The 22,874-nt window shown below is 66.4% G+C and carries 27 protein-coding genes; 21 read left to right on the top strand and 6 right to left on the bottom strand.

Annotation, left to right across the window (positions count from 1 at the left end; translation table 11 throughout):
* Nucleotide 1: 1 nt before the first annotated feature.
* On the bottom strand, nt 2-1,111 hold the full coding sequence (locus J2W68_RS17095) for a sensor histidine kinase (protein WP_310238359.1): 1,110 nt from the start codon (nt 1,109-1,111) through the stop codon (nt 2-4).
* Nucleotides 1,112-1,180: 69 nt separating this feature from the next.
* Here J2W68_RS17095 and J2W68_RS17090 point away from each other — a divergent pair, with 69 nt between their 5' ends.
* From J2W68_RS17090 to J2W68_RS17040, 11 genes are all read left to right on the top strand, one after another.
* Nucleotides 1,181-1,606 carry a FliO/MopB family protein gene (locus J2W68_RS17090; protein WP_310238358.1) on the top strand — a complete coding sequence of 142 codons (426 nt, stop codon included), beginning with the start codon at nt 1,181-1,183 and terminating at the stop codon, nt 1,604-1,606.
* Between the two features lie 276 nt (nt 1,607-1,882).
* Nucleotides 1,883-3,937, top strand: coding sequence for a type III secretion system export apparatus subunit SctV (gene sctV, locus J2W68_RS17085; RefSeq protein WP_310238356.1), 2,055 nt, complete (start codon nt 1,883-1,885; stop codon nt 3,935-3,937).
* An 84-nt stretch (nt 3,938-4,021) separates the two neighbouring features.
* On the top strand, nt 4,022-5,281 hold the full coding sequence (locus J2W68_RS17080) for an FHA domain-containing protein (RefSeq protein ID WP_310238354.1): 1,260 nt from the start codon (nt 4,022-4,024) through the stop codon (nt 5,279-5,281).
* Nucleotides 5,282-5,351: 70 nt separating this feature from the next.
* Nucleotides 5,352-5,675, top strand: a complete 324-nt coding sequence (locus J2W68_RS17075; RefSeq protein WP_310238352.1) for a hypothetical protein — start codon at nt 5,352-5,354, stop codon at nt 5,673-5,675.
* Between the two features lie 36 nt (nt 5,676-5,711).
* Entirely contained in the window at nt 5,712-6,134 is a 423-nt protein-coding gene (locus J2W68_RS17070) for a hypothetical protein (RefSeq protein ID WP_310238350.1), read from the top strand.
* 61 nt (nt 6,135-6,195) lie between these two features.
* Nucleotides 6,196-6,942 carry a hypothetical protein gene (locus J2W68_RS17065; protein WP_310238348.1) on the top strand — a complete coding sequence of 249 codons (747 nt, stop codon included), beginning with the start codon at nt 6,196-6,198 and terminating at the stop codon, nt 6,940-6,942.
* A 3-nt stretch (nt 6,943-6,945) separates the two neighbouring features.
* Nucleotides 6,946-7,569, top strand: coding sequence for a hypothetical protein (locus tag J2W68_RS17060; protein ID WP_310238346.1), 624 nt, complete (start codon nt 6,946-6,948; stop codon nt 7,567-7,569).
* Nucleotides 7,570-7,593: 24 nt separating this feature from the next.
* Nucleotides 7,594-8,265, top strand: coding sequence for a FliH/SctL family protein (locus J2W68_RS17055; protein ID WP_310238345.1), 672 nt, complete (start codon nt 7,594-7,596; stop codon nt 8,263-8,265).
* Nucleotides 8,262-9,620 (top strand): FliI/YscN family ATPase, encoded by a 1,359-nt coding sequence (locus tag J2W68_RS17050; protein ID WP_310238343.1) that lies wholly within the window; start codon nt 8,262-8,264, stop codon nt 9,618-9,620. The genes J2W68_RS17055 and J2W68_RS17050 overlap by 4 nt, the downstream gene beginning before the upstream one ends.
* On the top strand, nt 9,617-10,102 hold the full coding sequence (locus J2W68_RS17045; protein WP_310238341.1) for a hypothetical protein: 486 nt from the start codon (nt 9,617-9,619) through the stop codon (nt 10,100-10,102). The genes J2W68_RS17050 and J2W68_RS17045 overlap by 4 nt, the downstream gene beginning before the upstream one ends.
* 22 nt (nt 10,103-10,124) lie before the next feature.
* Nucleotides 10,125-10,847 (top strand): hypothetical protein, encoded by a 723-nt coding sequence (locus tag J2W68_RS17040; protein ID WP_310238340.1) that lies wholly within the window; start codon nt 10,125-10,127, stop codon nt 10,845-10,847.
* Nucleotides 10,848-10,920: 73 nt separating this feature from the next.
* Here the strand turns inward: J2W68_RS17040 and J2W68_RS17035 are convergent, their stop codons facing one another.
* Complete coding sequence (locus J2W68_RS17035) at nt 10,921-11,583, bottom strand: GNAT family N-acetyltransferase (RefSeq protein ID WP_310238338.1); 663 nt, start codon at nt 11,581-11,583, stop codon at nt 10,921-10,923.
* 205 nt (nt 11,584-11,788) lie between these two features.
* Here J2W68_RS17035 and J2W68_RS17030 point away from each other — a divergent pair, with 205 nt between their 5' ends.
* The 8 genes from J2W68_RS17030 (at nt 11,789) to J2W68_RS16995 (ending at nt 16,135) form a co-directional block, all read left to right on the top strand.
* A complete protein-coding gene (locus J2W68_RS17030) occupies nt 11,789-12,016 on the top strand; it encodes a hypothetical protein (RefSeq protein ID WP_310155806.1) in 228 nt (75 codons plus the stop codon).
* A 3-nt stretch (nt 12,017-12,019) separates the two neighbouring features.
* Nucleotides 12,020-12,322: a hypothetical protein gene (locus J2W68_RS17025; protein WP_310238336.1), complete on the top strand. Its 303-nt coding sequence runs from the start codon at nt 12,020-12,022 to the stop codon at nt 12,320-12,322.
* A 221-nt stretch (nt 12,323-12,543) separates the two neighbouring features.
* Complete coding sequence (locus J2W68_RS17020; protein ID WP_310238334.1) at nt 12,544-13,044, top strand: hypothetical protein; 501 nt, start codon at nt 12,544-12,546, stop codon at nt 13,042-13,044.
* Nucleotides 13,045-13,146: 102 nt separating this feature from the next.
* Nucleotides 13,147-13,470, top strand: a complete 324-nt coding sequence (locus tag J2W68_RS17015) for a hypothetical protein (RefSeq protein WP_310238333.1) — start codon at nt 13,147-13,149, stop codon at nt 13,468-13,470.
* A 278-nt stretch (nt 13,471-13,748) separates the two neighbouring features.
* Entirely contained in the window at nt 13,749-14,282 is a 534-nt protein-coding gene (locus J2W68_RS17010; protein WP_310238331.1) for a hypothetical protein, read from the top strand.
* A 101-nt stretch (nt 14,283-14,383) separates the two neighbouring features.
* The gene (locus J2W68_RS17005) at nt 14,384-14,695 is read left to right on the top strand and encodes a hypothetical protein (protein WP_310238329.1); all 312 of its coding nucleotides are present in this window, start codon (nt 14,384-14,386) and stop codon (nt 14,693-14,695) included.
* Nucleotides 14,692-15,414, top strand: a complete 723-nt coding sequence (locus J2W68_RS17000; protein WP_310238327.1) for a hypothetical protein — start codon at nt 14,692-14,694, stop codon at nt 15,412-15,414. Before J2W68_RS17005 ends, J2W68_RS17000 begins: the two co-directional genes overlap by 4 nt.
* Nucleotides 15,415-15,439: 25 nt before the next feature.
* Nucleotides 15,440-16,135 carry a DUF6683 family protein gene (locus J2W68_RS16995; protein WP_310238324.1) on the top strand — a complete coding sequence of 232 codons (696 nt, stop codon included), beginning with the start codon at nt 15,440-15,442 and terminating at the stop codon, nt 16,133-16,135.
* A gap of 64 nt (nt 16,136-16,199) precedes the next feature.
* Here J2W68_RS16995 and J2W68_RS16990 read toward each other — a convergent pair whose 3' ends face one another.
* The 3 genes from J2W68_RS16990 to J2W68_RS16980 form a co-directional block, all read right to left on the bottom strand.
* Nucleotides 16,200-17,525: a hypothetical protein gene (locus J2W68_RS16990; protein ID WP_310238323.1), complete on the bottom strand. Its 1,326-nt coding sequence runs from the start codon at nt 17,523-17,525 to the stop codon at nt 16,200-16,202.
* Between the two features lie 456 nt (nt 17,526-17,981).
* Nucleotides 17,982-18,167, bottom strand: a complete 186-nt coding sequence (locus J2W68_RS16985; RefSeq protein ID WP_310238320.1) for a hypothetical protein — start codon at nt 18,165-18,167, stop codon at nt 17,982-17,984.
* A gap of 241 nt (nt 18,168-18,408) precedes the next feature.
* Complete coding sequence (locus tag J2W68_RS16980) at nt 18,409-19,329, bottom strand: 5'-nucleotidase, lipoprotein e(P4) family (RefSeq protein ID WP_310238319.1); 921 nt, start codon at nt 19,327-19,329, stop codon at nt 18,409-18,411.
* A gap of 121 nt (nt 19,330-19,450) precedes the next feature.
* On the opposite strand from J2W68_RS16980, the gene J2W68_RS16975 reads away from it, so the two are divergent.
* Entirely contained in the window at nt 19,451-20,107 is a 657-nt protein-coding gene (locus J2W68_RS16975; protein WP_310238317.1) for a YceH family protein, read from the top strand.
* 81 nt (nt 20,108-20,188) lie between these two features.
* On the opposite strand, the gene J2W68_RS16970 is transcribed toward J2W68_RS16975, so the two are convergent.
* Nucleotides 20,189-22,165: a UvrD-helicase domain-containing protein gene (locus J2W68_RS16970; RefSeq protein ID WP_310238315.1), complete on the bottom strand. Its 1,977-nt coding sequence runs from the start codon at nt 22,163-22,165 to the stop codon at nt 20,189-20,191.
* A gap of 79 nt (nt 22,166-22,244) precedes the next feature.
* Between J2W68_RS16970 and J2W68_RS16965 the strand changes: the two genes are divergently transcribed.
* Nucleotides 22,245-22,868: a thymidine kinase gene (locus J2W68_RS16965; RefSeq protein ID WP_310238313.1), complete on the top strand. Its 624-nt coding sequence runs from the start codon at nt 22,245-22,247 to the stop codon at nt 22,866-22,868.
* Nucleotides 22,869-22,874: the final 6 nt, after the last annotated feature.

Here is a 22,874-nt window from a genome sequence, read left to right as displayed (position 1 = left end):
GTCAGATCCTCCTGTCCGGGGTCGGTAGCGTGAACCCGAACACGCTACCGCCGCCATCCCTGGCCTCGAAGAACAGACGGCCTTCGTGGTATTCGATGATCGAACGGCAGATTGCCAGGCCGATGCCCAGCCCGTCCGACTTGGTGGTGTAGAACGGCGAGAACAGCTGTTCGCTCTCCGCCTGGCTCAGCCCGGGACCGCGGTCGCAGACCCGCACCTCGACATCGCCATCGAGGTTCACCCGCGCCTCGATGCGCAGGCCACGCTGCGCGGCGGGCACTTCGCGCATGGCTTCGATCGCGTTCTTGACCAGGTTGAGCAGAACCTGCTCCACCATCACCCGGTCGGCGTACACCTGCGGCAGTTGCGGCGCCAGTGCCAGTTCGACCCGCAACTGCTGGCGTTCCGCCTCCAGGCGAAGCAGCTCGAGCACGGTGTCGACGATCAGCGGCAGATCCTGCGCATCGCGCCGTGGCTCGCGGGCCCGCACGAACTCGCGGACGCGCGCGATCACCGCGCTGGCGTGCTCGGCCTGGGTGCGTGCGGCCTGCAGGGCGCGTTCGACCTGGACCGGCCCGCCGGCCTGGTCGACCAGACGCAGGCTGCCATTGAGGTAGTTCACGATCGCCGCGAGCGGCTGGTTGAGCTCGTGCGCAAGCGTTGCCGCCATCTCGCCGACCGACATCATTCGTGAGGTGAACAGCAGTTTCTCCTGCTGCGTCTTGTGCGAATCCAGCGTCTCGATGCGTTCGCTGATGTCCACTGCGGTCAGCAGCGACAGCGCGCGCCCGCCGCAATCGAGGTTGCGCCAGTGCAGGGCATACCAGCGGCCGCTGCCCGGCGCGCGAACCTCTTCGCCGCGGGCTTCACCCGTGACTTCGCCATAGAGCGTCGCCAGCAGCGCGTCGCGCTGCGCATGGCCGGGGAGGGTGCCGAGATCACTGTCGAACCGGCAGTTGGCGGCCACCCGCACGCCGGTGCCTCGGTCGAACGCGGCGCAGGCGAAGGGCACGGCTTCGAGCACTTCGGTCAGCGCCTTCGCGCTGTCGTCGACAGCTTTTCCGGCAGCGCGTGCGGGGCCTGGGCGCCGGGTTCCGGTCGACGGCGTCATGCGAAGCGCGACATCGTTTGACTGCTAACGTGGCGGCGCACCAGCAGGGTGTCCCTTCCGCGAGAACCCATGATCCGCGTCGCCTGTCTCCGCTCCGCCCTCATCCTCCCCGCATTGCTGTTCGCCACATCCGTGCAGGCGGCCGCAACTCCGGCGCGCACGCCAAGCGATTCGTTCGTCGGGGAATTGCTCGCCATCGTGATTCCACTGGTTCTGATCATCGCGGGCCTGGTGTTCCTGCTCCGGGTGGTGCGGCGGCGGTACGGGTTGTCGGGCAGCGATGCCCCGTTGTCGGTGCTGCAGATCCTGCCTCTGGGTCCCCGGGAGCGCCTCGTGCTGGTGAAGTCGCGCGCTGGTCGCGTGTTCGCGATCGGTGTCGGAGCGCACTCCGTGACGTTCATCACGGATCTCGACATCGACGACCTCGAGGCCCCCGCAGCAGCGGCCTCCCTGACCACCTCGCATTCAATGTCCAATATCGACGAGGATCGTTAAGTCCCTGTGACGCTTGGGTTTTTCTGCTGAGGCACCCGCCCGGGAAGCGTTTTCACACTGGATCGACACTTTGAGTGGAACCTCCTTGCAACATGGGTTTGACCTGTAGATAACATAGTTCGACTATCGTACAGGGGCACAATGTGACGCACGAGGGCAGGGGCTTATGCGCCGAATGGACACCAGAGGGTGTGGAGTTGCCGTTTCCGGCACGCGTATCTATATGCGTGTCCGTGACGCGGTGATGTCTGCCCGTGCGTGCAAGGCGGTGGCCGAATGAAGGCCTTCTTCGCCACCCTAACCGGCGCGCCTGCCGGCGCTGCGCCCCGCGGCAAGCTGGGTTACAGCGATATCGTGCTGGCGTTCGCCGCGGTCACGATCATCAGCGTGATGATCCTGCCGTTGCCGCTGGTGATCATCGACACGCTGGTCGCGGTCAACATCTCGATCGGGTTCGGCCTGCTGCTGCTCGGCATCTATATCCCCAGCCCGGTGGCGTTCTCCAGCTTCCCCAGTGTGCTGCTGCTCACGACGCTGTTCCGGCTGGCGATCTCGATCGCAATCACCCGCTCGATCCTGCTGCACGCCGAAGGCGGTCACATCGTCGAGACCTTCGGCACTCTGGTCGCCGGCGGCAATCTGGTCGTCGGTATGGTGGTGTTCCTGATCATCACCGTCGTCCAGTTCATCGTCATCGCCAAGGGCGCCGAGCGCGTGGCCGAGGTCGCGGCCCGCTTCACCCTGGACGCGATGCCCGGCAAGCAGCTGTCGATCGACTCCGATCTACGCGCCGGCCTGATCGACAAGGACGAGGCACGCAAGAAGCGCCGCCTGCTCGAAACCGAAAGCCAGCTGCACGGCTCGCTCGATGGCGCGATGAAGTTCGTCAAGGGCGACGCCATCGCAGGCATCGTCATCATTCTGATCAATCTGCTCGGCGGTCTGGCGATCGGCGTGCTCCAGCGCGGCATGCCACTGGCCGAGGCGACGCGCGTCTACAGCATTCTCACCATCGGCGACGGCCTGGTGTCGCAGATTCCGGCGATCCTGGCGACGATTGCTGCCGGTCTCGTGGTGACCCGCACGACTGGCGAGATCGACGATCGCCATCTGGGCGACGCGATCACCCGGCAGGTGTCGAACCAGCCGCGCGTGATCCTCATCACCGGCATCCTCGCGCTGCTGATGACCCTCGTGCCGGGTTTTCCATGGCCGGTGTTCCTGGTCCTTGGGTTGGGCCTGCTGACCTTCAGCGCCTACCACTACCGCTACCAGTTCGAACTGCTGCGCCGCGCGTTCCGTGTGACCGATGAAGAAGTGGTTGCGGATATGCACGCCTCGGTCGATCACGACGATCTGGCGCCGCCCGCGCCGCTGCAGCTGCAGGTGTCGCCGCAACTGGCCCAATCGATGGGCGCGCACAATCTCGAAGCGCGCGCGGTCGACATCGCGCAGCGCCTGCGCGAGGAATACGGCGTCCCGGTTCCAGTGCCGTCGTTGCGCATCGTCGCGACGTTCGCCGAAGACGAATACCGCATCACCGCGTTTGGCGCGCGGATCGCGACCGGCCGCCTGCGCAGCGACGCCGTGTTGCAGCCGCAGCCCGCCACTGCGGCGGACGCGAACAAGTTGCCCGGCTTCTATCCCGCGGTGATCGCTGGCGAGTGGGTGCAGAGCGGCGAAGGCACGCAGCCGCCGCTGGAGGTGCTGGGCGCGCACATGTCGGCTGCGGTGCGCCGTCGCATGGGTGGCTTCCTCGGCATCCAGGAAACGTCGAACCTGTTCGCGAAGATGCAGCGCGATTACCCGGATCTGGTCAAGGAAATGCTGCGCGTGGTTGCCCCGCAGCGCGTGGCCGATGTGCTGCGGCGTCTATCGGAAGAAGGCGTTCCGGTACGCAATCTGCGCGATGCGTTCGAGGCGATCACCGATGTCGGCGGTCGCGAGAAGGACGTGGTGCTGTTGACCGAATACGTGCGCGTCGCGCTGAAGCGCGAGATTGCGGATCGCTATTCAGATGACGAGCGCACCCTGCATGTACTGTTGATCCATCCGGAACTCGAGGACAAGTTGCGGCAATCGGTCCGCGTGGCGGGCGGTGCCAGCCAGCTTGCGATCTCGCCGGAACTGGCCGGTCGTCTTGGCAACGAGGTGCGTGCGCACCTGGGCCGTCAGGCGCCGGGGATCAAGCCGGTGCTGCTGTGCTCGCTGGACGTGCGCCGGCATCTGCGCAAGCTCATGGAGGTCGATTTCTTCGATCTGCCGGTGTTGTCCTATCAAGAACTGGCACCGGATCTGCGCATCGTGCAGGCGGGACAGATCAATGCATGACCGAGTCGCATCATTACGGGGCGTGCGCGCCGCCTCCTCCGGATTTCCGGCGGCAGGCGCAGCGCAGGCGATGAGAGGACTGACATGACCGAACACACGCAAACCCAGTCGAACAACGTGCTGCGTATCGTCGACGGCCTGCACGCCGGTGCCAGCCGCGTGCTCGCTGACGAAGAGATGATTCTCGTCGGCAGTGGCGAGGACTGCGACATCGTGCTGGCCGACGACGCTGTCGCCGCGCACCACGCGCTGATCAGTCTCGTTGGCGGCCGCTTCCTCGTCCGTGCGCTCGATGCGCCGGTGAAGGTCGGCGTCCTGGATATCCACCCCGGCGATCCGGTCGAATTGTCGGCCGTGCAACAGGTGCGTATCGGTGAGGCCGTGATCGCATTCGGTCGCGAGAATGATCCGGCGTGGGACGAGTTCGTCACGGTGTTCGCACCGAATGATGAGGAGCAGATCCCGCGCAGCGGCTTCGTGCGCAAGTTGCCCTGGATCGGCGGCATCGCGGCCTTGTCGCTTGCATCGCTGGCGATCTTTGCCGCGGTGTTGCCCGCGCCCGACCAGGGGCCGGATCAGCGCGAGCGCTTGACCGCCCTGCTGGAAGAGCATCGGGTCGCCAACGTGCAGATCACAGATGGCCTCGAGGGTGGCGCGACCGTGAGCGGGGCCGTCGATGACAGCGCCACGCTCGAGCGCCTGCGTAACCAGGTGCGGGCAGAGAACATCGACGCGACCTTGCAGATCCGGACTGGTGAGCACATCGCCAACGATGTCGCGGAGATGTTCCGCGGTCAGTCCATTCCGGTGCAGGCGCGCTATGTCGGCAACGGCGATGTCGAGGTCGTCGGTGAGTTCAAGGATGGCGCGGAGATCGAGCGCCTCGCCCAGTCCCGAGCGATTTCCGACATCCCGGGCGTGCAGCGCATCCTGCCGCGGACGCCGAACGGCGTGCTGCCACAGGGCGGGGTCGAACAGCCGCAAGCGCCGCCGGAGGTGCACATCGTTCAGATTGTCCGCGGTGATAATCCGCATCTGCTGTCGTCCGACGGCCAGCGCTTTGTGACCGGCGAGGACGTCCCCGGCAAGGGCACGCTCGTGGCCATCGGTGAGTTTGCGCATGTGCTGGCACCCGACGGCACCACGATCAAGATCATTCCTGGTCCGCCGCCGGCACCGGACGACGCGCTGGAAACGGCAGCCGCCAGTCCGGATGCGGAAAACGCCCAGGCCAGCGATCCCCGCTTTTCCGCGGTGGTCGCCAGCGTCAATGCCGGTCACCGCGCTGTGCAGGTGCCCGCGTCCGAGCCGGCTCGCACCGTCGCGCCAACCACGAGTCACTGAGTTCCCAATGACGTAGTTCGAATCGTATTCAACGCTGTATCACTTTCAGACCGTCGCAAGGAGTACTTCCATGACCACGATTTCCAACGATCAGATCGGCAGCTTCATTGGCCGCGCCTCAATGCAGGGTGACAACGGCGTGCGTAAAGCCGGTGGCGGTGCGAGTTCATCGAGCTGGTATGAAGCCATGTCGCGCGCGTGGGGCCAGACCCTCGACCAGCAGGCGACCAAGATCACCAACCTTTCCGACGTCATCGGCCAGGGCGGCGACCAGCCGTCGAACGTGGTCCAGCTGACCGCCGAGAGCCTGCGCATGCAGTTCCTGTCCAACAACGCCTCCACCTCGCAGAACAGCGTCGGTCAGGCGCTCGAAACGCTGGGCCGCAAGCAGTAAGCGATTCCCGCAGACAACAGCAGCAAGGAGAAGATCATGGTCGACGCGATCCAGGCCGCGGGGCTCGAAGCCGCGGCACAGGGGGCATCGGGTGCCGGCGCAAACCAGCCGGTTGCCGCCGCGTACGAGGTCGGGCAGTTCGCCCAGGCGATGGACCGGGCGGGCACGAGTTCCGCCGCGGCGTCGAACGCGCCGCAAGGTGTGGCCAGCGTCGGCGCATCCGAGCCTTCCGAAGGTGTCCGCATGCTGATGTCAGCGATGGACAACCTCAACGGTGGTGCATCGAGCATCCAGGACCTCGCCAAAACGATGACCCAGAATTCGGGTGAACTCACGCCGGGTCAGGTGATCGAAATGACGATGAAGTCGCATCACTTCCTGTTCCAGTGCGAGATGACGTCGAACGTCGCCAACCGGACGTCCGATGGTATCCAGCAGCTGTTCCGCCAGCAGTCCTGATCGAGAGGTGACCGGCATGCGCGTTCTACAACCTTGCGTAACCAAACGATGGTCCGCGTGGATGGGCATGCTGCTCGCCTGCCTGCTGCTCGCCGGTTGCGGCGGCACAGCGCTCTACAGTTCCGTGGACGAGCGGCAGGCCAACGAGATGATGGGTGCGCTCATCGGCTCGGGCATCCAGGCCCAGAAGAAGCCGTCGGCCACCAAAGTCGGCTGGGATGTATTCGTCTCAGAAGGCGACATTCCGCAGGCGATGGCAGTGCTTGGTTCGCGCGGTCTGCCGAGGGAGAACTTCCAGAACCTTGGCGACATCTTCAAGAAGGAAGGCTTCGCATCGTCGGCGACCGATGAGCGCGGTCGTTATCTGCACGCCCTACAGCAGGAAATCACCCAGACGCTGACGATGTTGCCGGGCGTTGCCCAGGCCCGAGTGCACCTCGCGCTGCCCGAACGCGATCCGCTCGGTGGCTCGAATGGCAAGACCTCGGCTGCGGTGTGGATCTTCGAACAGCCCGGTGCGAACGTCCGCGACCGCGAGGCCGACATCAAGATCGTGGTGAAGGACGGCGTCGAAGGTCTGACCGATATCAACCAGGTGTCGGTGAAATTCGTCGCGATGCCCGCGCCGCCAGAGGCCGCGTCTTCGGGTGGCACGGCGATGGCGTTGTCGGCCGTGAGTCCGATGGCGATCGTCATCGCCGCGCTGGTCGTCGCGTTGCTGGCTGTCGCTTTCGCATTCGCTGGACGGCTGAAGGCCCGCAAGCCCGCGGCCACGGCGAAGGAACCGCCGGCACGCTGGCAGGGCTGATCCATGACGCTGGAAGCGCTGCTTGCCGAGGTCGACCCTCGTTGGCACGGCGCCAGCGAGGCCGGCTTGGATGACGCGCTGTTGCAGCGTGCCCATATGAGCCGCCTTGGCCGCCGGCTTCTCGCCGGCGCCCTTGCCGATGGTCCAGCCGCGTCTCTGCTGGCGCCATCACCGGAAGGTTTTTCCGGTCTCATCGCGCGCTGGCCCCTTGCGCGGTTGACTGCGCTGCACCGCGATCTCGGTGTACTGGCGTATGCACCGGCGATTCGCGCGGAAGTTGGCCGTGATGCGGTCAAGCGGATCAAGGCGGTACTGGGCAGCAGTTACCTGTTGGCGCTCGATCGCAGCGTGTGGGATGCGAAAGTCGACGCATCGCTGCAGAGCACACTGGTGGCGACGCTTGCCACCGTCTTGGCGAGCGGGGACGCGTTTGGTCCACGGTTGTTTGAAGTGCTGGAGCTGCAAGGGCGCGCTGAGCTGCAGACCTGGGCACGTCAGCGCGAACCGGCGCTGGCCGACTGGGCCCAGCTGGTGTACCCGCCGGGCCAGCTGCCGTCGGCGCATCTGCCGGAGAAGCCATTGCTCGTCGTCCACACGCATCATCAGAATCGCGCTGTCGCGGCCTGATCCCTTTTTCCTCCCGGAGCCCGCATGTCGATTCCCGATACCGCCGCTACGATCCCCGCCCGACGCGCGTCAGGCGCGGCCGTGGTGTTCGAACGCCGCGAGTTTCGGCGCGGTGTGTCGGCGCCGATCGTGCGCGCTGCGGAATGGCAATCGCTCGGCGAGCTCGACACCCTGCTGGCGCGGGTCAACGCACTCCATGAAGAGGCGCAGGCGGAAGTACAGAAGGCGCGCGAACAGGGCTACGCGGAAGGATTCGCCGAAGGCCTGGAGCGCGTGAAGCAACAGATGACCGAGCAGCTGGCCTCGCTCAACGAGCGCCGCGCGCGCGTGCTGGGCGATGCGGCCGGTCGCATCGGCGATCTCGCCTGCGCGATCGTCGCGCGGATCGCACCGGATTTCGAGGCCTCGAAGGTCGTGCCGGCGCTGGTGATGCGCGCGGTCGAATCCGCGCAGGCCGAGCAGTTCCTGATGATCCGTGTGCATCCCGGTGCGCGCGCTGGCGTGGAGCAGGGCCTTGGCGCGGTGCGCCAGGCGCATCCGGGCGTCGGCGTGATCGAGCTGGTCGACGACGAGAGTCTGGATCCGCTGAGCTGCGTGGTCGTCTCCGAGGCAGGCGAAGTGCGCGCGGGCGTCAGTCAGCAGATCGAGGCGATCCGGACGGCGCTGGCGCAGGCCAGTGCGGTGGCGAGCGCATGAATCCCGGCCCCGCCCTGTCGCTGCTCGACGAACTCGGCGCCAGCGCCGTCGTCAGCGATCCGCTGTTGCACGCGCTCGGGCAGGTGCAGGCCATCGAGCGCGTGGGCCGCGTCAGTGAGGCCTATGGCACGCTGATCAAAGCGACGGGGCTGCGCGCCGCGATCGGTGAGCTCTGCTATCTGCGTAACCCGGGTAACAGCAGTTTTGAGCTCGCCGCCGAAGTGGTCGGCGTTGCAAGGCAGCACACCTTGCTGACGCCGCTTGGACCATTGGACGGCATCGCCTCGACGACCGAAGTTTATGCGACCGGCAAGCAGGCCTCAGTACCGGTGGGCGAAGGCCTGCTCGGTCGCGTACTTGATGCGCATGGCGCGCCGATCGACGACAAGGGTTCGCTGGGAGCGACCATCGACGCGCCCATCTATGCCGCGTCGCCCAATCCGTTGTCGCGCAAACTGATCGACCGCCCGTTCTCCACCGGCGTGCGCGCGATCGATGCGGTGATGACGGCGGGTGAAGGCCAGCGTATCGGCATCTTCGCCGTCGCCGGTGGCGGCAAGAGCACGCTGCTCGGCATGCTGGCCCGCGGCGGCGATGCCGACGTCAACGTCATCGTACTGGTCGGAGAACGCGGCCGTGAGGTCAATGAGTTCATCAGCGACAACCTGGGCGCGGAAGGACTCGCGAAGTCGGTGGTCGTCGTTGCGACATCCGACCGCCCGGCGCTCGAGCGCAGCCGCGCGGCATGGGTCGGCACTGCAATCGCCGAACATTTCCGCGATCAGGGCAGGCGTGTGCTGCTGCTGGTCGACTCGGTCACGCGCTTTGCGCGCGCGTTGCGCGACGTGGGCCTGGCGATCGGCGAGCCGCCGGCGCGTCGCGGCTTCCCGCCATCGGTGTTCAGCGAAATGCCGAAGCTGTTCGAGCGTGCAGGCAACAACGACAAGGGGTCGATCACCGCGTTCTACACGGTTCTGGCCGAAGACGAGGACGGCGGTGATCCGATCGTCGAGGAAGTGCGCTCGATTCTCGACGGCCATATCGTGCTGTCGCGAAAACTCGCTGCGGCCTACCACTACCCGGCGATCGACGTGCTCACCAGCCTCAGCCGCACGATGCCGCGTGTCGTCGACAAGCCGCATCTGCGCGCGGCCGGGCAACTGCGCAAGTACCTAGCCAAGCATCAGGACATCGAACTGCTGCTGCAGCTGGGCGAGTACAAGCGTGGTACCGATCCGGACGCTGACATTGCGATCGAGAAGATCGGTCCGATCCGCACACTGCTGCAGCAATCCGAACATGAGTTGGTGCCGTTCGACACATCGTCCGGCGCGCTGCGGAAACTGTTCGGATGAAACGTTACCCGCTCCAGACACTGCTGCAACTGCGCGAGCACCGGACCGAAGCGGCGCGCATGGTGGTGCTGGAGAAGCAGCGCGCGTTGCAGCAATGCATCGAAGCCTGTACGCGCGTGCAGGGCGAACTGACGGATCTGGAGCGCGACCGCAGCGGGCACCGCGCGCGCCTGCTCGATCCTCCGCCATCGGGTGTGCCGTGGCCGGCCGCGCTGACACAGCGCGAGACCCACATCGACCTGCTCGGTGAGCGAATCGTCGGCGCACAGCAGCGATTGTCGAAAGCCCAGGAAGCGGTACGTCAGGCTGAAACCGCGGTGCAGGAAGCGCGTGATGCGTTCTTCCGTGCCAAGGGCCGGCAGGATGCGCTCGAGAAACGCCGCGATCTGTGGAAGCGAGAGCAGCGTGGACTGTTTGAACGGCAGGAAGAAGCGGTCAACGAAGACCTGATGCAGGCGCGATACATGGCGCGCAAGCAGTAGGCACGGACACGAGGAGACGATGATGAGCGTACAACGCAACGATTCCGCTTCCAGGCCGCCGGACCAGGCTGCGCGCAACCGTCAGGTCGACCGCGAAGCCAAGGCCGATGCCAAGGACGCGCCGCCGCGCGAACGGGTCGACCAGTTTCGTTCGATGATGCAGCAGGCGCGTGGCGACATGCCGGGCCTGCAGGGCGAGGCGGAACTGGCCAGCGGCATGCTGCAGGGCGACGGCGAACTGCAGGAGGGCGAGATGGCGGAACTGGCCAGTCAGCAAGAGGCGTTCAAGTCGCGGCAGTCGTTGTCGGATGTCGTCGACGCACGCAGCTTCCGCCAGCAGCACGACAACGGATTCGGTTCGCAGCAGGCGCAAGGCATGGAATCGGCCGCGATGCTGCAGGCCCAGATGGCACTGCGCGACGGCGCGCCCGCGGCAGCACCTGCAGCGGCAGCCTCCAATGCGGGCCAGCTGTTCGAGATGATGGAGAAACACGTGCGGCAGATGGCGGTCCACGACGCCCGCGACCCCGGCGGTGACGGACAGGTGCTGCTGCGGATGTCCGATGCCACATTGCCCGGTACCGATCTGTTGCTGAGCAAGAGCGCAGACGGCTGGGTGCTGCGCGCCGACAGCCGCTCGCGCGAAAGCTTCGATGCGATCCGCGAGGCAGGCCCGCAGCTCGCGAAGCGCTTCGCGCAGCAGAATCTCGGCACGCTGACGATCGATCCGCACTACCACGGCTGATCCGCGTCGGCGCCGTGGTGCGCGGGCATTCCTGGAGGTCAGCACGCTCCGGCGATCCGTGTGGATCGCCTCCTTACGATGCGTCGCCGGCCACCACGGGCGTCTCGCGTCGGGGGCGGAGTCCACGCCAGTCCGCCCGCGCCATGCGGAACCGCCGGGCCGGATTTCCGAACTGCGCGCCCCCCGCGGTCTCCGTGAACCCCAGGCGCAGCAACAGCGGCGGCACCGAACGGTTGTCCGGTGCGCACTGCGCGATCAACGCCGGCATCGCCAGCGTTTCGAACGCGTGCGTGCACAAGGCGGCGCCACCCTCGATCGCATAACCGCGCCCCCAGGCCGCAGGCAGCAGCCGCACCCCGATCGCGACATCACCCGCATCGCCGCTGGGCGTCAGCGAGAACATACCGATGAAGCGGCCCGCGCGATCCCGCGTGTGCCACAGCCCAAGGCCCGGACGTTCGCGGTAGAGCTTGTTCGCCCATACCACCAGGCCCATCGCATCGTCGAGTGTGGCGATCGGATCGTCGAGCAGCATCCGGGTGACGCGTTCCTCGCGGCCCAGCTGCAGCAGGTCGATCACGTGCCGGAAGGCGAAGCCATGCAGCCGCAGACGGCGCGAGCGCAGGTGCTCCTCGGTGGGATAGTCGCGGCCTTCCGCGGGGAGGTCGTCTCGCGAGAATGCAGGGGGCGATGGATCCGATGGCGGGGCCGCCGGTTGCGTGAGGTTCGTCGGCATGGCGTTGTTATAGCGCGGTCGAACTGGAGTGTGTCGAGAGCGCGTGAACTAGGGCGCACCCTAGATGGGGTACGACCTAGCTGTCATGTCGACGCAATGGGAAGACACTGCACCTGCAGTCGCGCACGTTGCGTCCAAGTACACAACGTTGGCGCGCAGGGTTTGCAAACGTTCTTTTCTTTTTTCAATCCAAAGGAGTTCCATCATGTCCAGCGACGTCTTCTCCGGTATTGGCTCTCTGGTTGGCACAGCGCTCGGCGGCCCGCTCGGCAGCCTCGTGGGCAACCTGCTCGGCGACCTGGTCGGCCAGCTCTTCGATTCGGCCCTTAGCGGCCTGTTCGATGGTCTGGGTCTGCCCCAGTCGGCCCAGGACGCTGTCAGCGAAGGATTCAAGGGCGGCTTCAATTTCAACTTCAATATCGGCGGCAAGTAATCCATGCAGCACGACCAGCAGGCGCAGCGTCAGGCATGGATCGATGGTCTCGCCCAGCTCCGGCAGCAGGGCGCGATCGACGCGGATGATGAGAACACCCTCATCCGGCATATGGATGAGCGTCTGGAAGCGGTACAGGTCGAGCTCAAGGCGCTGGTGCCCGAATACGAAGAACGTGTGGAACGCGACGGTCGAGAGGCTGCCGATGTCTGGCTTGGTCAGCGTTCCCGCGAGATGGGGGAGCGGGAAGGTACCGATGCCAGGCGGATGGTGGACTCGTTGACCTCCGCCAGAAGCGGCGCCTGATCCGATCGGAAAACCGCACGCTGACAATGTGGAAAAAGCGGGGCCGCGGAGAACGCGGCCCCGTTTCTGTTTGGTGAATACGAAGTCCCGCAGATACCTGACGACGACGCTCGGGGATTCCGGGTCCCCGGATCCGCTGTCGTGCACTAGGGGCGCACCTAGATGCAACGCGCCGCGCCAGTCGTCATGATCGGAGTGCAGTTATATGACGCGCCCGTCATATGCGATCGATCTACTCTGCTGTCTCGCATCGCCGTGCCGCGTTCCACTGCGATGCACGCACGCCCACTCAAAAGGAATCGTCCCTTATGTCAGCCGCATCTTCTCAGGACACCGACTTCGCCGCATTGCGGGCTTCACTGCTGAGCAGGTTTGAAGCCGAGTTGCGGGAACAGCGCGACATCGATGCCGCAAGCCGCGAGAGTATGTTGGCGCGTATGGATGAGGCGCTCCAGCAGCAGGGTCAATCGAACGCAGGCGACGCGTCCGCAGGTCACGTGCGTGCCGAAGTGACCGAAGCGATCCAGATGCTCAGCCAGCATGGTCTGCTCGACAGTTCCGGTGGTGAGGAAGTCGAGCGTGCATTCACCCAGGTCTACAGCGTGTTCGAGAACGACGCGGTCAATCGCGCGCTCGAGTTCGCACGTATCTCCCGTGAAGAAGGCGAGGAGGCCGCGCGCGCCTGGTTGGCGCTGAATGCGGCGCCCGCATCGACTGCCTAGGGTACGCCCCAGCTTTCAAACGCGGATGCCGCGCGCATGATCGAGACATGGACGAAAGCCGTCCCCCGGATCACTTTTTAACCACGTAATGGAGCGATTCCAATGATCAATGCAGACATCAACATCTCGGTGGCCGCGTCCGGCCTGAACGCGACGAAGGAGTCGGGTGGCGAGGGTGGATCCTGGCTGGTGGCAATGGCCAAGGCCCTTGGCTCCATGCTTGGTGAGAAGGCCGGGAAAATGGTCGAAACCTCGAAGGAGATGGAGAAGTACACCGGCGACAGCCCGGAAGATGCCAAGCAGTTCAGCATGCTGCAAACCCAGTTCCAGGCTGAGTCGCAGATGTTCAGCATGCTGTCGAATACGATCTCGACCGCGCTGAAGTCGATCGGTGAGGGTCTGACCGCCAACGCACGCAAGCAGTAAGCGGCGGCGTTTCAGGAAGGGCCAGGTGGATTCCGCCTGGCCCTTTCCTGTTGTGGAATAGGGAATGACTGCAACCTTGCGTGGATGAGCCAGCGTCGCGAATGCGGATGCATCGAATATTGAGGGGCGCCGAGGTGGCCATGCGTCGCTTGAAGTCATGGGCGTTGTGCGCGCCGCTCTGCTTTTCTTTCGTCGGCAGTGCATGCGCCGTCGATTCCGGGGTGCCACCCGTATTCGAGCAGCGCCCGTATACAGGCCCTCTCGAGGTGTGGGCCGAGTTGACCGACACTGACGCCATACGTGACAGCGGCCGGGGCGGCGCGGAGTTTCAATCGCTTCTTGGCGGTCGTTCCAGACTGGTGGTCTACGGAGATCTGGCGGGTTCTGGACGTAATCCGGCGCCCACCGGCAGTGCGGGCTTTGTGATGGAGGGTGGCGTCCAGGATGGTAGCTGGCTGGCCACGGGCGCTGATCTGCAACTTCGCATCGACACCGATGGGGTCATCACTGGAGGCGGACTGTTCCAGGGGGACCAGTACGCCTTTTCGGGACAGGTCAGCGCGGACGCATTCGACCTGCTGGTCAGGATCGGCCCGCCTGCCGACTCCAGGTCCGCCGCCAATGGGATCGTGGGGTTCGTGTTCGAGTACACACTGCGGCATCAGGCGCCGGGCGGGGTCGAGCACTCGCGCGTCCAGCCGCCTGCGAGCGCCGGGACGCCCTGCCGTGTTGTCCACTATCAGCCGCGCATGATCGCGAATATCGGCGGCGACTCGATGAGTACGGTCCAGGTCCCGGTTTGTGTGGGGTGATGTCTTGTGCGCGCGGATGACCCGGTTGTGATCGGGTCTCCAGCGGATGGGCGATTTGAAACCTTCGACGAGGTGATTCGATGATCAGAGCAAGCGGAATCATGACTGCGATTGTGGTCTCATCAATATGGGCCGCGGCGCCGACCTTCGCGCAATGGGATCCGGGCGCGACCCAGCAGCTGGGAATGGGCCATGGTCAGAACGCGATGTCGCAGTCGGCCCTGCGCAATGCGGCGGATCTGGACGGGGCGTCCGATCGGCCGATCCGCGGTTATGCAGGAAGCGGAATGAGCCGGCGTGAGCGCCTGCTTGCGCTTGAAGCGGAGTATCTCGAGCGCGTGGCGCGTGATGGCGTGGACAGTGCGAAGGCGTGGGCATTCGACGCCGGGCGTCAGGACGCGCGCGCGCGATGACCGCGCAGCCTGCGCGCATGGGGTGGCCCGGCCGCATGCGGCGACGCCACGTCGTGTCCCTGCTGATGGCCACCGTATTGATGGCGGGCTGCGCCCCCGACAGCGATGCGCGAGATGGCGAAGGGCATGGCGGGGGGCATCGGCCGGAAGCCCGTACACCGGATTTTCTTGAAGCCTACGAGGCCGGGTTCCAGCGTGGCATCGCCGAGGGCAAAGCTGGTCCGGACGCGTCCCCTGGGGCCGGGCAGTCGGCCGATCGCGACTTCGCCGAACGCTGGGCGGCGTTGAGCGGACTGGTCGTGCCCGATGTGGCGACCTATGTGCAATCGGGCGCAGCCGATGCATGGCTTGACCAGCGTTACCGTTCGCTCGGTTTCTCCCGCGACCTGGTGTCGGCCAATGCGCTCCTGTTTCTCGCCAACTGGGAGGCGTACACCGGCATGGAGGCTTCGCCTGCGCAGGCCGAAGGCGTTCGTCGACAGATCGAAGGCGCCGCGGGCGGCGCCCGGTCCAGGGAATCGGCCAGCGAACTCGAGCTCCGGCGCCGCGTCTACGAACTGATGGCGGCCACGCTGGCGCGTGAACATGCGCGCGTGCGGGCGGCGGGCGGAGCGCGCGTCGATGCGTTCACGCAGACGGTCCGGCAGGATTTCGAACGCATCTCGAACAACGATCTCGCCAAGTTCACGCTTACCGAAAAAGGCTTCGAGGAGCGCTGATGTGGCCATTCCAAGGAGAACACCTGTGACACAGATCCGTCAGCTCCATCCGGCCATCGTGCGGTGGTGCGTCCTCGTCTGCGTTGCCGTGCTGTGCGCAGGTGCGGCGCATGCGGCCGATGGGGATGCCGCCGTGCAGCGCGCGTTGCAGCGCGCCATCGCGCAGCCTGCGCCGGCGCAGGTCGATGCGCAGGCCGTCGAGACCCTGTCGTTCCGCCGCGACGCCGCGGTGAGCGCGCGCGTGCAGCAGGAAACGATCCGCGCCTTCGGTCGCGATCCGCAGCAGGTCGCGGATCTGGAGCAGGTCATCGGCTCGGGCGAGATGCTGCGCGAGTTCGACAAGATCCTGCGCCGGTACGGATACGACCCGACCAATCTCGGCGATGTGCTCGCCGCGCACCTGCTGATCTCGTGGGAAGTCGTCAACGACCGTGACTCGCGCCAGTCGCCGGAGGGGCGGCGTGCGGTGCGTCGCCAGCTGATCGGCCCGCTCGCGGCGGTTCCGGAAGTGGCCGCGATGTCGGATGCCGACAAGCAGGCCCAGGCCGAGCGAACCGCCTATCTCACAATGGTGTCGGCGCTGACCTATCAAACGCTGAAGCGGGACGGCAATCGACAGGCCCTGATCGCGCTGTCGGCGAACGTGCGCCAGGGCCTGCAGGGCAATGGTGTGGATCTCCAGCGGGTTTCGCTCGGTGATGGCGGGCTGGTAACGCGCTGAATGCCGTGAGGCCGTGACAGAAAAAGGGCGCCGCATGCGGCGCCCTTTTCTTGTGGGGCAAGCACTAACGACGGATCGGATCGGGTGGTGGTCGCTGCGCGCGCATGAGCTGCCGGCCGAGCCACCAGGCGCCAACAGCCGCCAACAGGCCTGCCCAGGCGAACTCGCCGGTCCAGCGGCGCAGCGTGGGCGCGGTGGGCAGATCGCCGAAGCTCAGCAGGAAGCTGACGAGCACGAGGCCGAGGCAACCATACGCCACGATGGCCAGTACCCAGAACAGCCACTGGAACGCCTTGGCGACTTCGCGTGGAGTGTCGTCGTCGCGCGGTCGCACCAGGTGCAGTCGACCCTGCGCCGCGGCGAGCATCCACTGTCCCAGTTCCTGCGCGCCGGCCTTCAGACGCCCGCGTCGGCGCAGACCGGGACCATCCAGGGTGTAGGTGCCGGTACCGGTCAGCTCGGCGCGGACCGGGCCGCCCGCATCGAGCGAGGCCGTGCCCGCGATGGGATTGCCGGACGCCTGCGCTTGCGGGTTTCCTGCGAGCTGTTGCGCGACAGGCGCCTGCGCCACGGTCGTGGCCAGCGGGACAGCCGCGAGAAGGGCGGCGCCTTGCGGTGCGCTGGGCGTGTTGGCCTGGACAGGCGGCTGCGCCTGCTGCGGAACCGCCGCACGATCGGCGGACGGGTTCCCCGCAGGCGCGAATGCTGCATCCGTCCGCGCAGGCTGCGCTTGTTGTGGCACCGGCACCGATGTCGCCTGCTGCGCGAGCGTGTTTGTCGTCTGTGGCTGTGCCAAGGGCTGCGAGGTCTGAGGCTGTGTCAGGGTCTGCGGGGTCTGCAAGGTCTGAGGCTGTGCCAGGGTCTGCAAGGTCTGAGGCTGTGCCAGGGGCTGCGGGGTCACGGACTGTTGTGCCGGCACCGCCGGCGTCTGCGCGGACGTCGGTTGTGCCAGCGCGGCCGGCTGCTGGGTAGACACTCCTTGAGTCGAGACCGGGTTCGGCGTCTGGGGAATCACGTTCTGCGCGCCAGGCAAGGCATTCGCGACGGTACGGACCACGTTCACCGCGGCATTGGCGACGTTGCCGGGCAGGTTGCCAAGGCTCTGTGCGGGACCGGGCGTGTTGACCGGACCAGTCGCCGTAACGGGTGCAGCGCCGCCGGGCGACGCAGGCGGCGGTGCGGCCGGCGTAGGCGCAGGTGGCGCGAGGATGTTGCGAAGCGTGGACGTGACGGTGTTGAGCACATTGCCGGCGGCGTTGATCAGCCCACCGCCGCCGGTCTGTGGCGCGGTGGGCGCGTGGGTCGCCGGGAGCGTGTTCGCGGCCGGTGTGCTGAAGGGTGTGGGTGGCGGCGGAATCGATACGCCACCCGGTAGGTTGAATGTGGGCAAGCCTGTCGGCCCGGGAGACGCAGGCATGTTGGTCGTCGACTGGGGCGACGGTGTCGCTCCCGGGTTGCCGCCTGCCTGGGTCCCCGGAAAGATGCTCGGGAGCAGGCGCCCGGGCAGCGATTGCATGAATCCGCCGAACTGCTGCGACAGGGACATGCCCGAAGCGCCGCCATCTCCACGGCCAATGCCGGGAAGCGCGGGCGGCTTCGGCAAGCCAGGCAGGCGCGGTAGCTCTAGGGACACCGTTGCCTCCGGGGGCTGGATGGCAGGCGGAAAGGGACGCGCAGGGGACCGCTTCGATGGCGGCTTGCTTCGAGGGTAGGCGCCGAGAGGCGCCTGCACACCCTGGGGTAAACCCTAGCGGGCGGCATTCTGCGACCGCGGTCGCAGCCCGTGTGGAGCAGTGTCCCAAATGGCGTCATTACCAAGCTTTCAACACGAACGCGGCGTCGCGCTTCACTGGTTCGGCCGAGTCGGGCTCAAACCGAGCAATCCTCGGCGCCGCTCTTGAACCGTTGCCTTCGCCTCGGGAATCCAGAACGCGGCTTTCCGAAAGTCTTCCGTAGCAAAGTGATGGGGCGCCTGCGGATCGACATCGGCGACCACGCCCCGACGGATGCGATTGCCGATCAGCTGCCGCATCGACTCGACGCGATACCGCTGCGACTCGGGTGAAGCTCCGCTGCTAGCGCCCGAGCATCACGCAACTGGCCCGAGCCAGAGTGCCGTGCTCCACGAGAGCGGGTCGCAGCATAAAAAAAGGGAGACTTTCGTCTCCCTTCAAGCCGGCAGGGCCGGAGGACATGGTGTGGCGGACGCAGGCTACCGCGTCCGGATACCTGATGCAACACTTCAAATAGTGTGATTCAAGTAATTGATTTTGTTAGTTTGCCAGTTCGAGCGCATTGCGCTTCAACTCGCGGCGGGCGCCTGTGGGCTGGTCCCAGGCGTTGTTGAACTGGGCCGGTTCCCAACCGCCGTAGCTCGGATTGGCCAGCATCCACCAGCGCTCGCCGAACCAGTCGCCGTAGGTGTCGAGCAGCTCGGTGCGGGCCTCGGGGGTATTGGCGAGGATGTCGACGAAGTCGCCCAGCTGATCGCCAAACTGCATCAGCACACGGTAGTCGCGACCGGCCAGGCGACGGCGGCAGGTCTTCTCGGTGCCGTTCTGTTCGCAGTCTTCGACGAAGGTGCCCAGGCCGAGGAACACGCTCTCGTCCTTCACCGGCAATCCTTCGGCGCGTAGGTTCGCAAGCGTCGCGTCCTGCAGGTGCTGGGCGCGGTTGGACAGGTACAGGATGGTCACGCCCTTGGCCTCGGCCGCCTTGGCGAACTCCAGCACGCCCGGCACCGGCTTGGCTTTCTTCTCGGCGACCCACTGCGCCCAGGTGACTTCGTCGTACTCCAGACCGTTCTGGATCAGCCGCGCCTGATAGGGCGAGTTGTCGAGCACGGTCTCGTCGATGTCCATGATCACGGCCGGCGGCAGCGCGGTCGCATCACCGATCAACTCGCGCTCTTCCGGCACCAAGGCATCCCAGTTCTTCTCGGCCAGCGCGTCGTCGAGGTGGTCGGCGGCGGCGCGGAAGATCGACAGGCTGTTTGCGCGGTACTCCTCGGAGCGCTGGATCCACAGCACCGCGTTGAGGTTGTCGCTGGGGGCGGTCGCGGCTGGCGCCTGCGGCACGGAGGTGGTGGGCGCGGCTGGGTCAGCGGCGTCCGCAGGTGCGGCGGCAGGCGTCGTCGGCTTGCAGGCGGCCAGCAGCAATGCGCCGGCAAGCAGGGTGAGGGCGGGTGCGGTCATGCGCATGGGCGGGTCCGTCGTCATCGTGTGAACACGCGAGTTTAACGGCCGCAGTCGTTGCGAACATGACAGGCCGGCATGCGGGGCGCATCCTGTCGCCCCCTTCGAGGCTGGAACTTCAATGGACGCACAGGCGCAGGACCACGACCGCTGGCCCAGACTCACCCCGATCGAGGCGCGCGTGCTCGGCTGTCTGGTGGAGAAGCAGGCGACCACGCCCGACGTCTATCCGCTGACCGTCAACGCTGCGCAGTCGGCGGCGAACCAGAAGACCGCGCGCGAGCCGGTGATGTCGGCCTCGTTCGGCGACGTGCAGCACGCGCTGCGGCAGCTGGAAGGCCACCGATTCGCCCGGCAGTCGTTTTCCTCGCGCGCCGAGCGGCACGAGCACGTGCTGGGCACCGCGCTCGATGTCCCGCAGCCGCAGGTCGTACTGCTGGCGCTGCTGATGCTGCGCGGCGCGCAGACCCTCGCCGAGCTTGTGACGCGCAGCGAGCGCATGCATCCCTTCGCCGATGCCGACGACGCGCGCCATCATCTCGAGCGTCTGGCCGGAAAAGGCTTGGCCGTGCGCATTCCGCCGTCGGCCGGGCGCCGCGAGGACCGCTATGCGCATCTGCTGTGCGGTCCGGTCGATGTGGCCGCCATCGCCGCAGCCGGTCCCGCGCGCGAATCTGCAGGCGATGCGGGTCTCGCGGCCCGTGTCGAAGCGCTCGAAGCCGAGGTCGCCGCATTGCGCGATGCCTTGGACGCGCTGACGGCACGCTTGCCGGTCTGACGGCTGGATTCCTGTGGGGGCGGCCTTGGCCGCGAAGGCTCCACCGGGAAAGCGCTTCGCGGCCGAGGCCGCTCCTACAGGTCAGCTTTCCAGCAGCGCTTTGATCGCAGCGAATCCGTGATCGGCGCGCTCGCGTTTGCGGGCAGCGTCGGCGACGGGATCGGCACCGTCGCGCTGGACCTCGGCGGCGGGGAGCTCTTCGAAGAACCGGCTCGGCGTGAGCCGCAGCTTCTGGCCCCAGTGCTGGGTCTCGCGCGGATGGCTCAACCACAGCTGCTCCTTCGCACGGGTGATGCCCACGTAGAGCAGGCGCCGCTCCTCGTCGATGCGGCCCTCATCGATGCTCGACTCGTGCGGCAGGGTCTTGTCGTCCATGCCGATGATGAAGACGTAGCGGAACTCCAGTCCCTTGGCCGCGTGCATGCTCATCAGCCGCACCTGGTTGCCGGGGTCGCCCTTGTCGGCGTGGCTCAGCAGCGCGAGCTGCGAGGCCAGTTCGCCGGGGCCTGCGCCGCGCGCGCCTTCGAACCAGTCGGCCAGTTCGTTGAGGTTGCCGGAGCGGATCCGGAACAGGTCATCGCTCTTGCACTGGGCCTTGAGCATCGCGATCAGCCCGGAGCGCTCGTTGAGTTCGCGCACCAGTTCGCCGGCCGGCAACCGGCGCGCGTCCTCGCGCAGCCCGCGCAGGATGTCGCCGAACTCGCTGAGCGCATTCGCCGCGCGCGGCGGCAACTGCTTGAGCAGGCCCATCGACTCGATCGCGCGCGACATCGGCATGTCGGCCGCGCGCGCCAGTTCCGACAACCGCGCCAGCGAGGTTTGACCGACGCCGCGCGCCGGCGACTGCACCGCGCGCAGGAAGGCCGAATCGTCGTCGGGGTTGGCCAGCATGCGCAGCCAGGACATCGCGTCCTTGACCTCGCCGCGGTCCAGGAACGCCGTGCCGCCGCTCAGGTGATACGGCACGCGCAGCAATTGCAGCGCTTTCTCCAGCGGGCGCGACAGATGGTTGCTGCGGAACAGGATGCAGAACTCGCTCCATTCCACCTGGCGCGAGGACTGCAGGAACTGGATCTCGCCGGCGACCTTTTCGGCCTCATGCGCGCTGTCGCGGCACTCCCAGATGCGGATGCGCTCGCCGTCGGCCTGCGCGCTCCACAGTGTCTTGGGGTGCTCGTGCGGATTGTTGGCGATCAGCGCGTTCGCCGCGCGCAGCACGCGGTTGCTGCAGCGGTAGTTCTGTTCGAGCTTGACGATGCGCAAGGTCGGATAATCCTCGCCCAGCGCGGTCAGGTTCTCCGGATTCGCGCCGCGCCAGGCATAGATGCTCTGGTCGTCGTCGCCCACGCAGGTGAAGTTGCCCTTCGGGCCGGCGATCGCCTTGAGCAGACGGTACTGCGCGTCGTTGGTGTCCTGACACTCGTCGACCAGCAGATAGCCGATGCGCTCGCGCCACGCGTCGCGCGCGTCCTCGTCGGACTCGAGCAGTTGCACCGGCAAACGGATCAGGTCGTCGAAATCCACCGCGTTGAACGCGGTCAGGCGTTCCTGATAGCGCGCATACAGCGCGGCGGCCTCGAACTCGCGCGCGCTGATTGCCACGTTGTGCGCTTGCTCCGGCGACAGGCCGGCGTTCTTCGCTTTCGACACCAGGCCCTGCAGCAGCTGGATCATGTCCGGCTTGACGCCCGGCAGCAGATCCTTGATCTGCGACGCGCTGTCGTCGGCGTCGAAGATCGAGAAACCGCGCCGCAGTCCGAGCTTGGCGTGATCGATCTGCAGCATCTTCAGGCCGAGCGCATGGAAGGTGCAGATCGTCAGTCCGTCCGCCGCGTCGCCGCGGATGCGCCGGGCGATGCGCTCGCGCATCTCCTTGGCGGACTTGTTGGTGAACGTGATCGCCGCGATGCGTTTGGCCGGATAGCGGCCCGACTGGATCAGATGCGCGATCTTCTCCACGATCACGCGCGTCTTGCCGCTGCCAGCGCCAGCGAGCACCAGCAACGGACCCTCGACATGGCCGAGCGCCTGGGCTTGTTGGGGGTTGAGACCGTGCATCGGGACCACGTCTGTCAGCGATGCGCATTGTAGCGTTCGGGCCTCCGCCGGGCCTGAAGCCCGCCGGTAGAATGGCCGCATGGCCAAGCTGTACTTCTACTACTCGGCGATGAACGCCGGAAAGACCACGACGCTGCTGCAGAGCGCGCACAACTATCGCGAGCGCGGGATGCGCGTCGCCTTGCTGACGCCGCGGCTCGACCATCGTTCGGGCGTGGGGCGTGTCGCGTCGCGGATCGGGCTGTCGGCCGATGCGATCGCGTTCGAGCGCACCGACGATCTGCTCGGCCGCATCCGCGCGCTGGTTGACGGCGATGGCAGCCTGCACTGTGTGCTGGTCGACGAGGCGCAGTTCCTGTCGCAGACCCAGGTCTGGCAGCTGTCGGAAGTCGTCGATGCGCTGCGGATTCCGGTGCTGTGCTACGGCCTGCGCACCGATTTCCGTGGCGAGCTGTTCGAAGGCAGCCAGCACCTGCTGGCGTGGGCAGACGAGCTGTCGGAGATCAAGACGATCTGCCACACCGGCAAGAAGGCCACGATGACCGTGCGCGTCGACGAGCAGGGCTACGCGGTGCAGGACGGGCCGCAGGTCGAGATCGGCGGCAACGAGCGCTATGTGTCGGTGAGCCGCGCGGAGTTCAAGCGCATCGTGCGCGGCGAGGGACGGATCGAGCCGGTGCAGCCTTCGCTGCCCTTGGTCTGACCCGCT

It is taken from the genome of Luteimonas terrae, from assembly GCF_031457535.1.
In the GTDB taxonomy this organism is placed as follows: domain Bacteria; phylum Pseudomonadota; class Gammaproteobacteria; order Xanthomonadales; family Xanthomonadaceae; genus Luteimonas; species Luteimonas terrae_A.
This window is presented reverse-complemented; position numbering and strand designations above follow the sequence as displayed.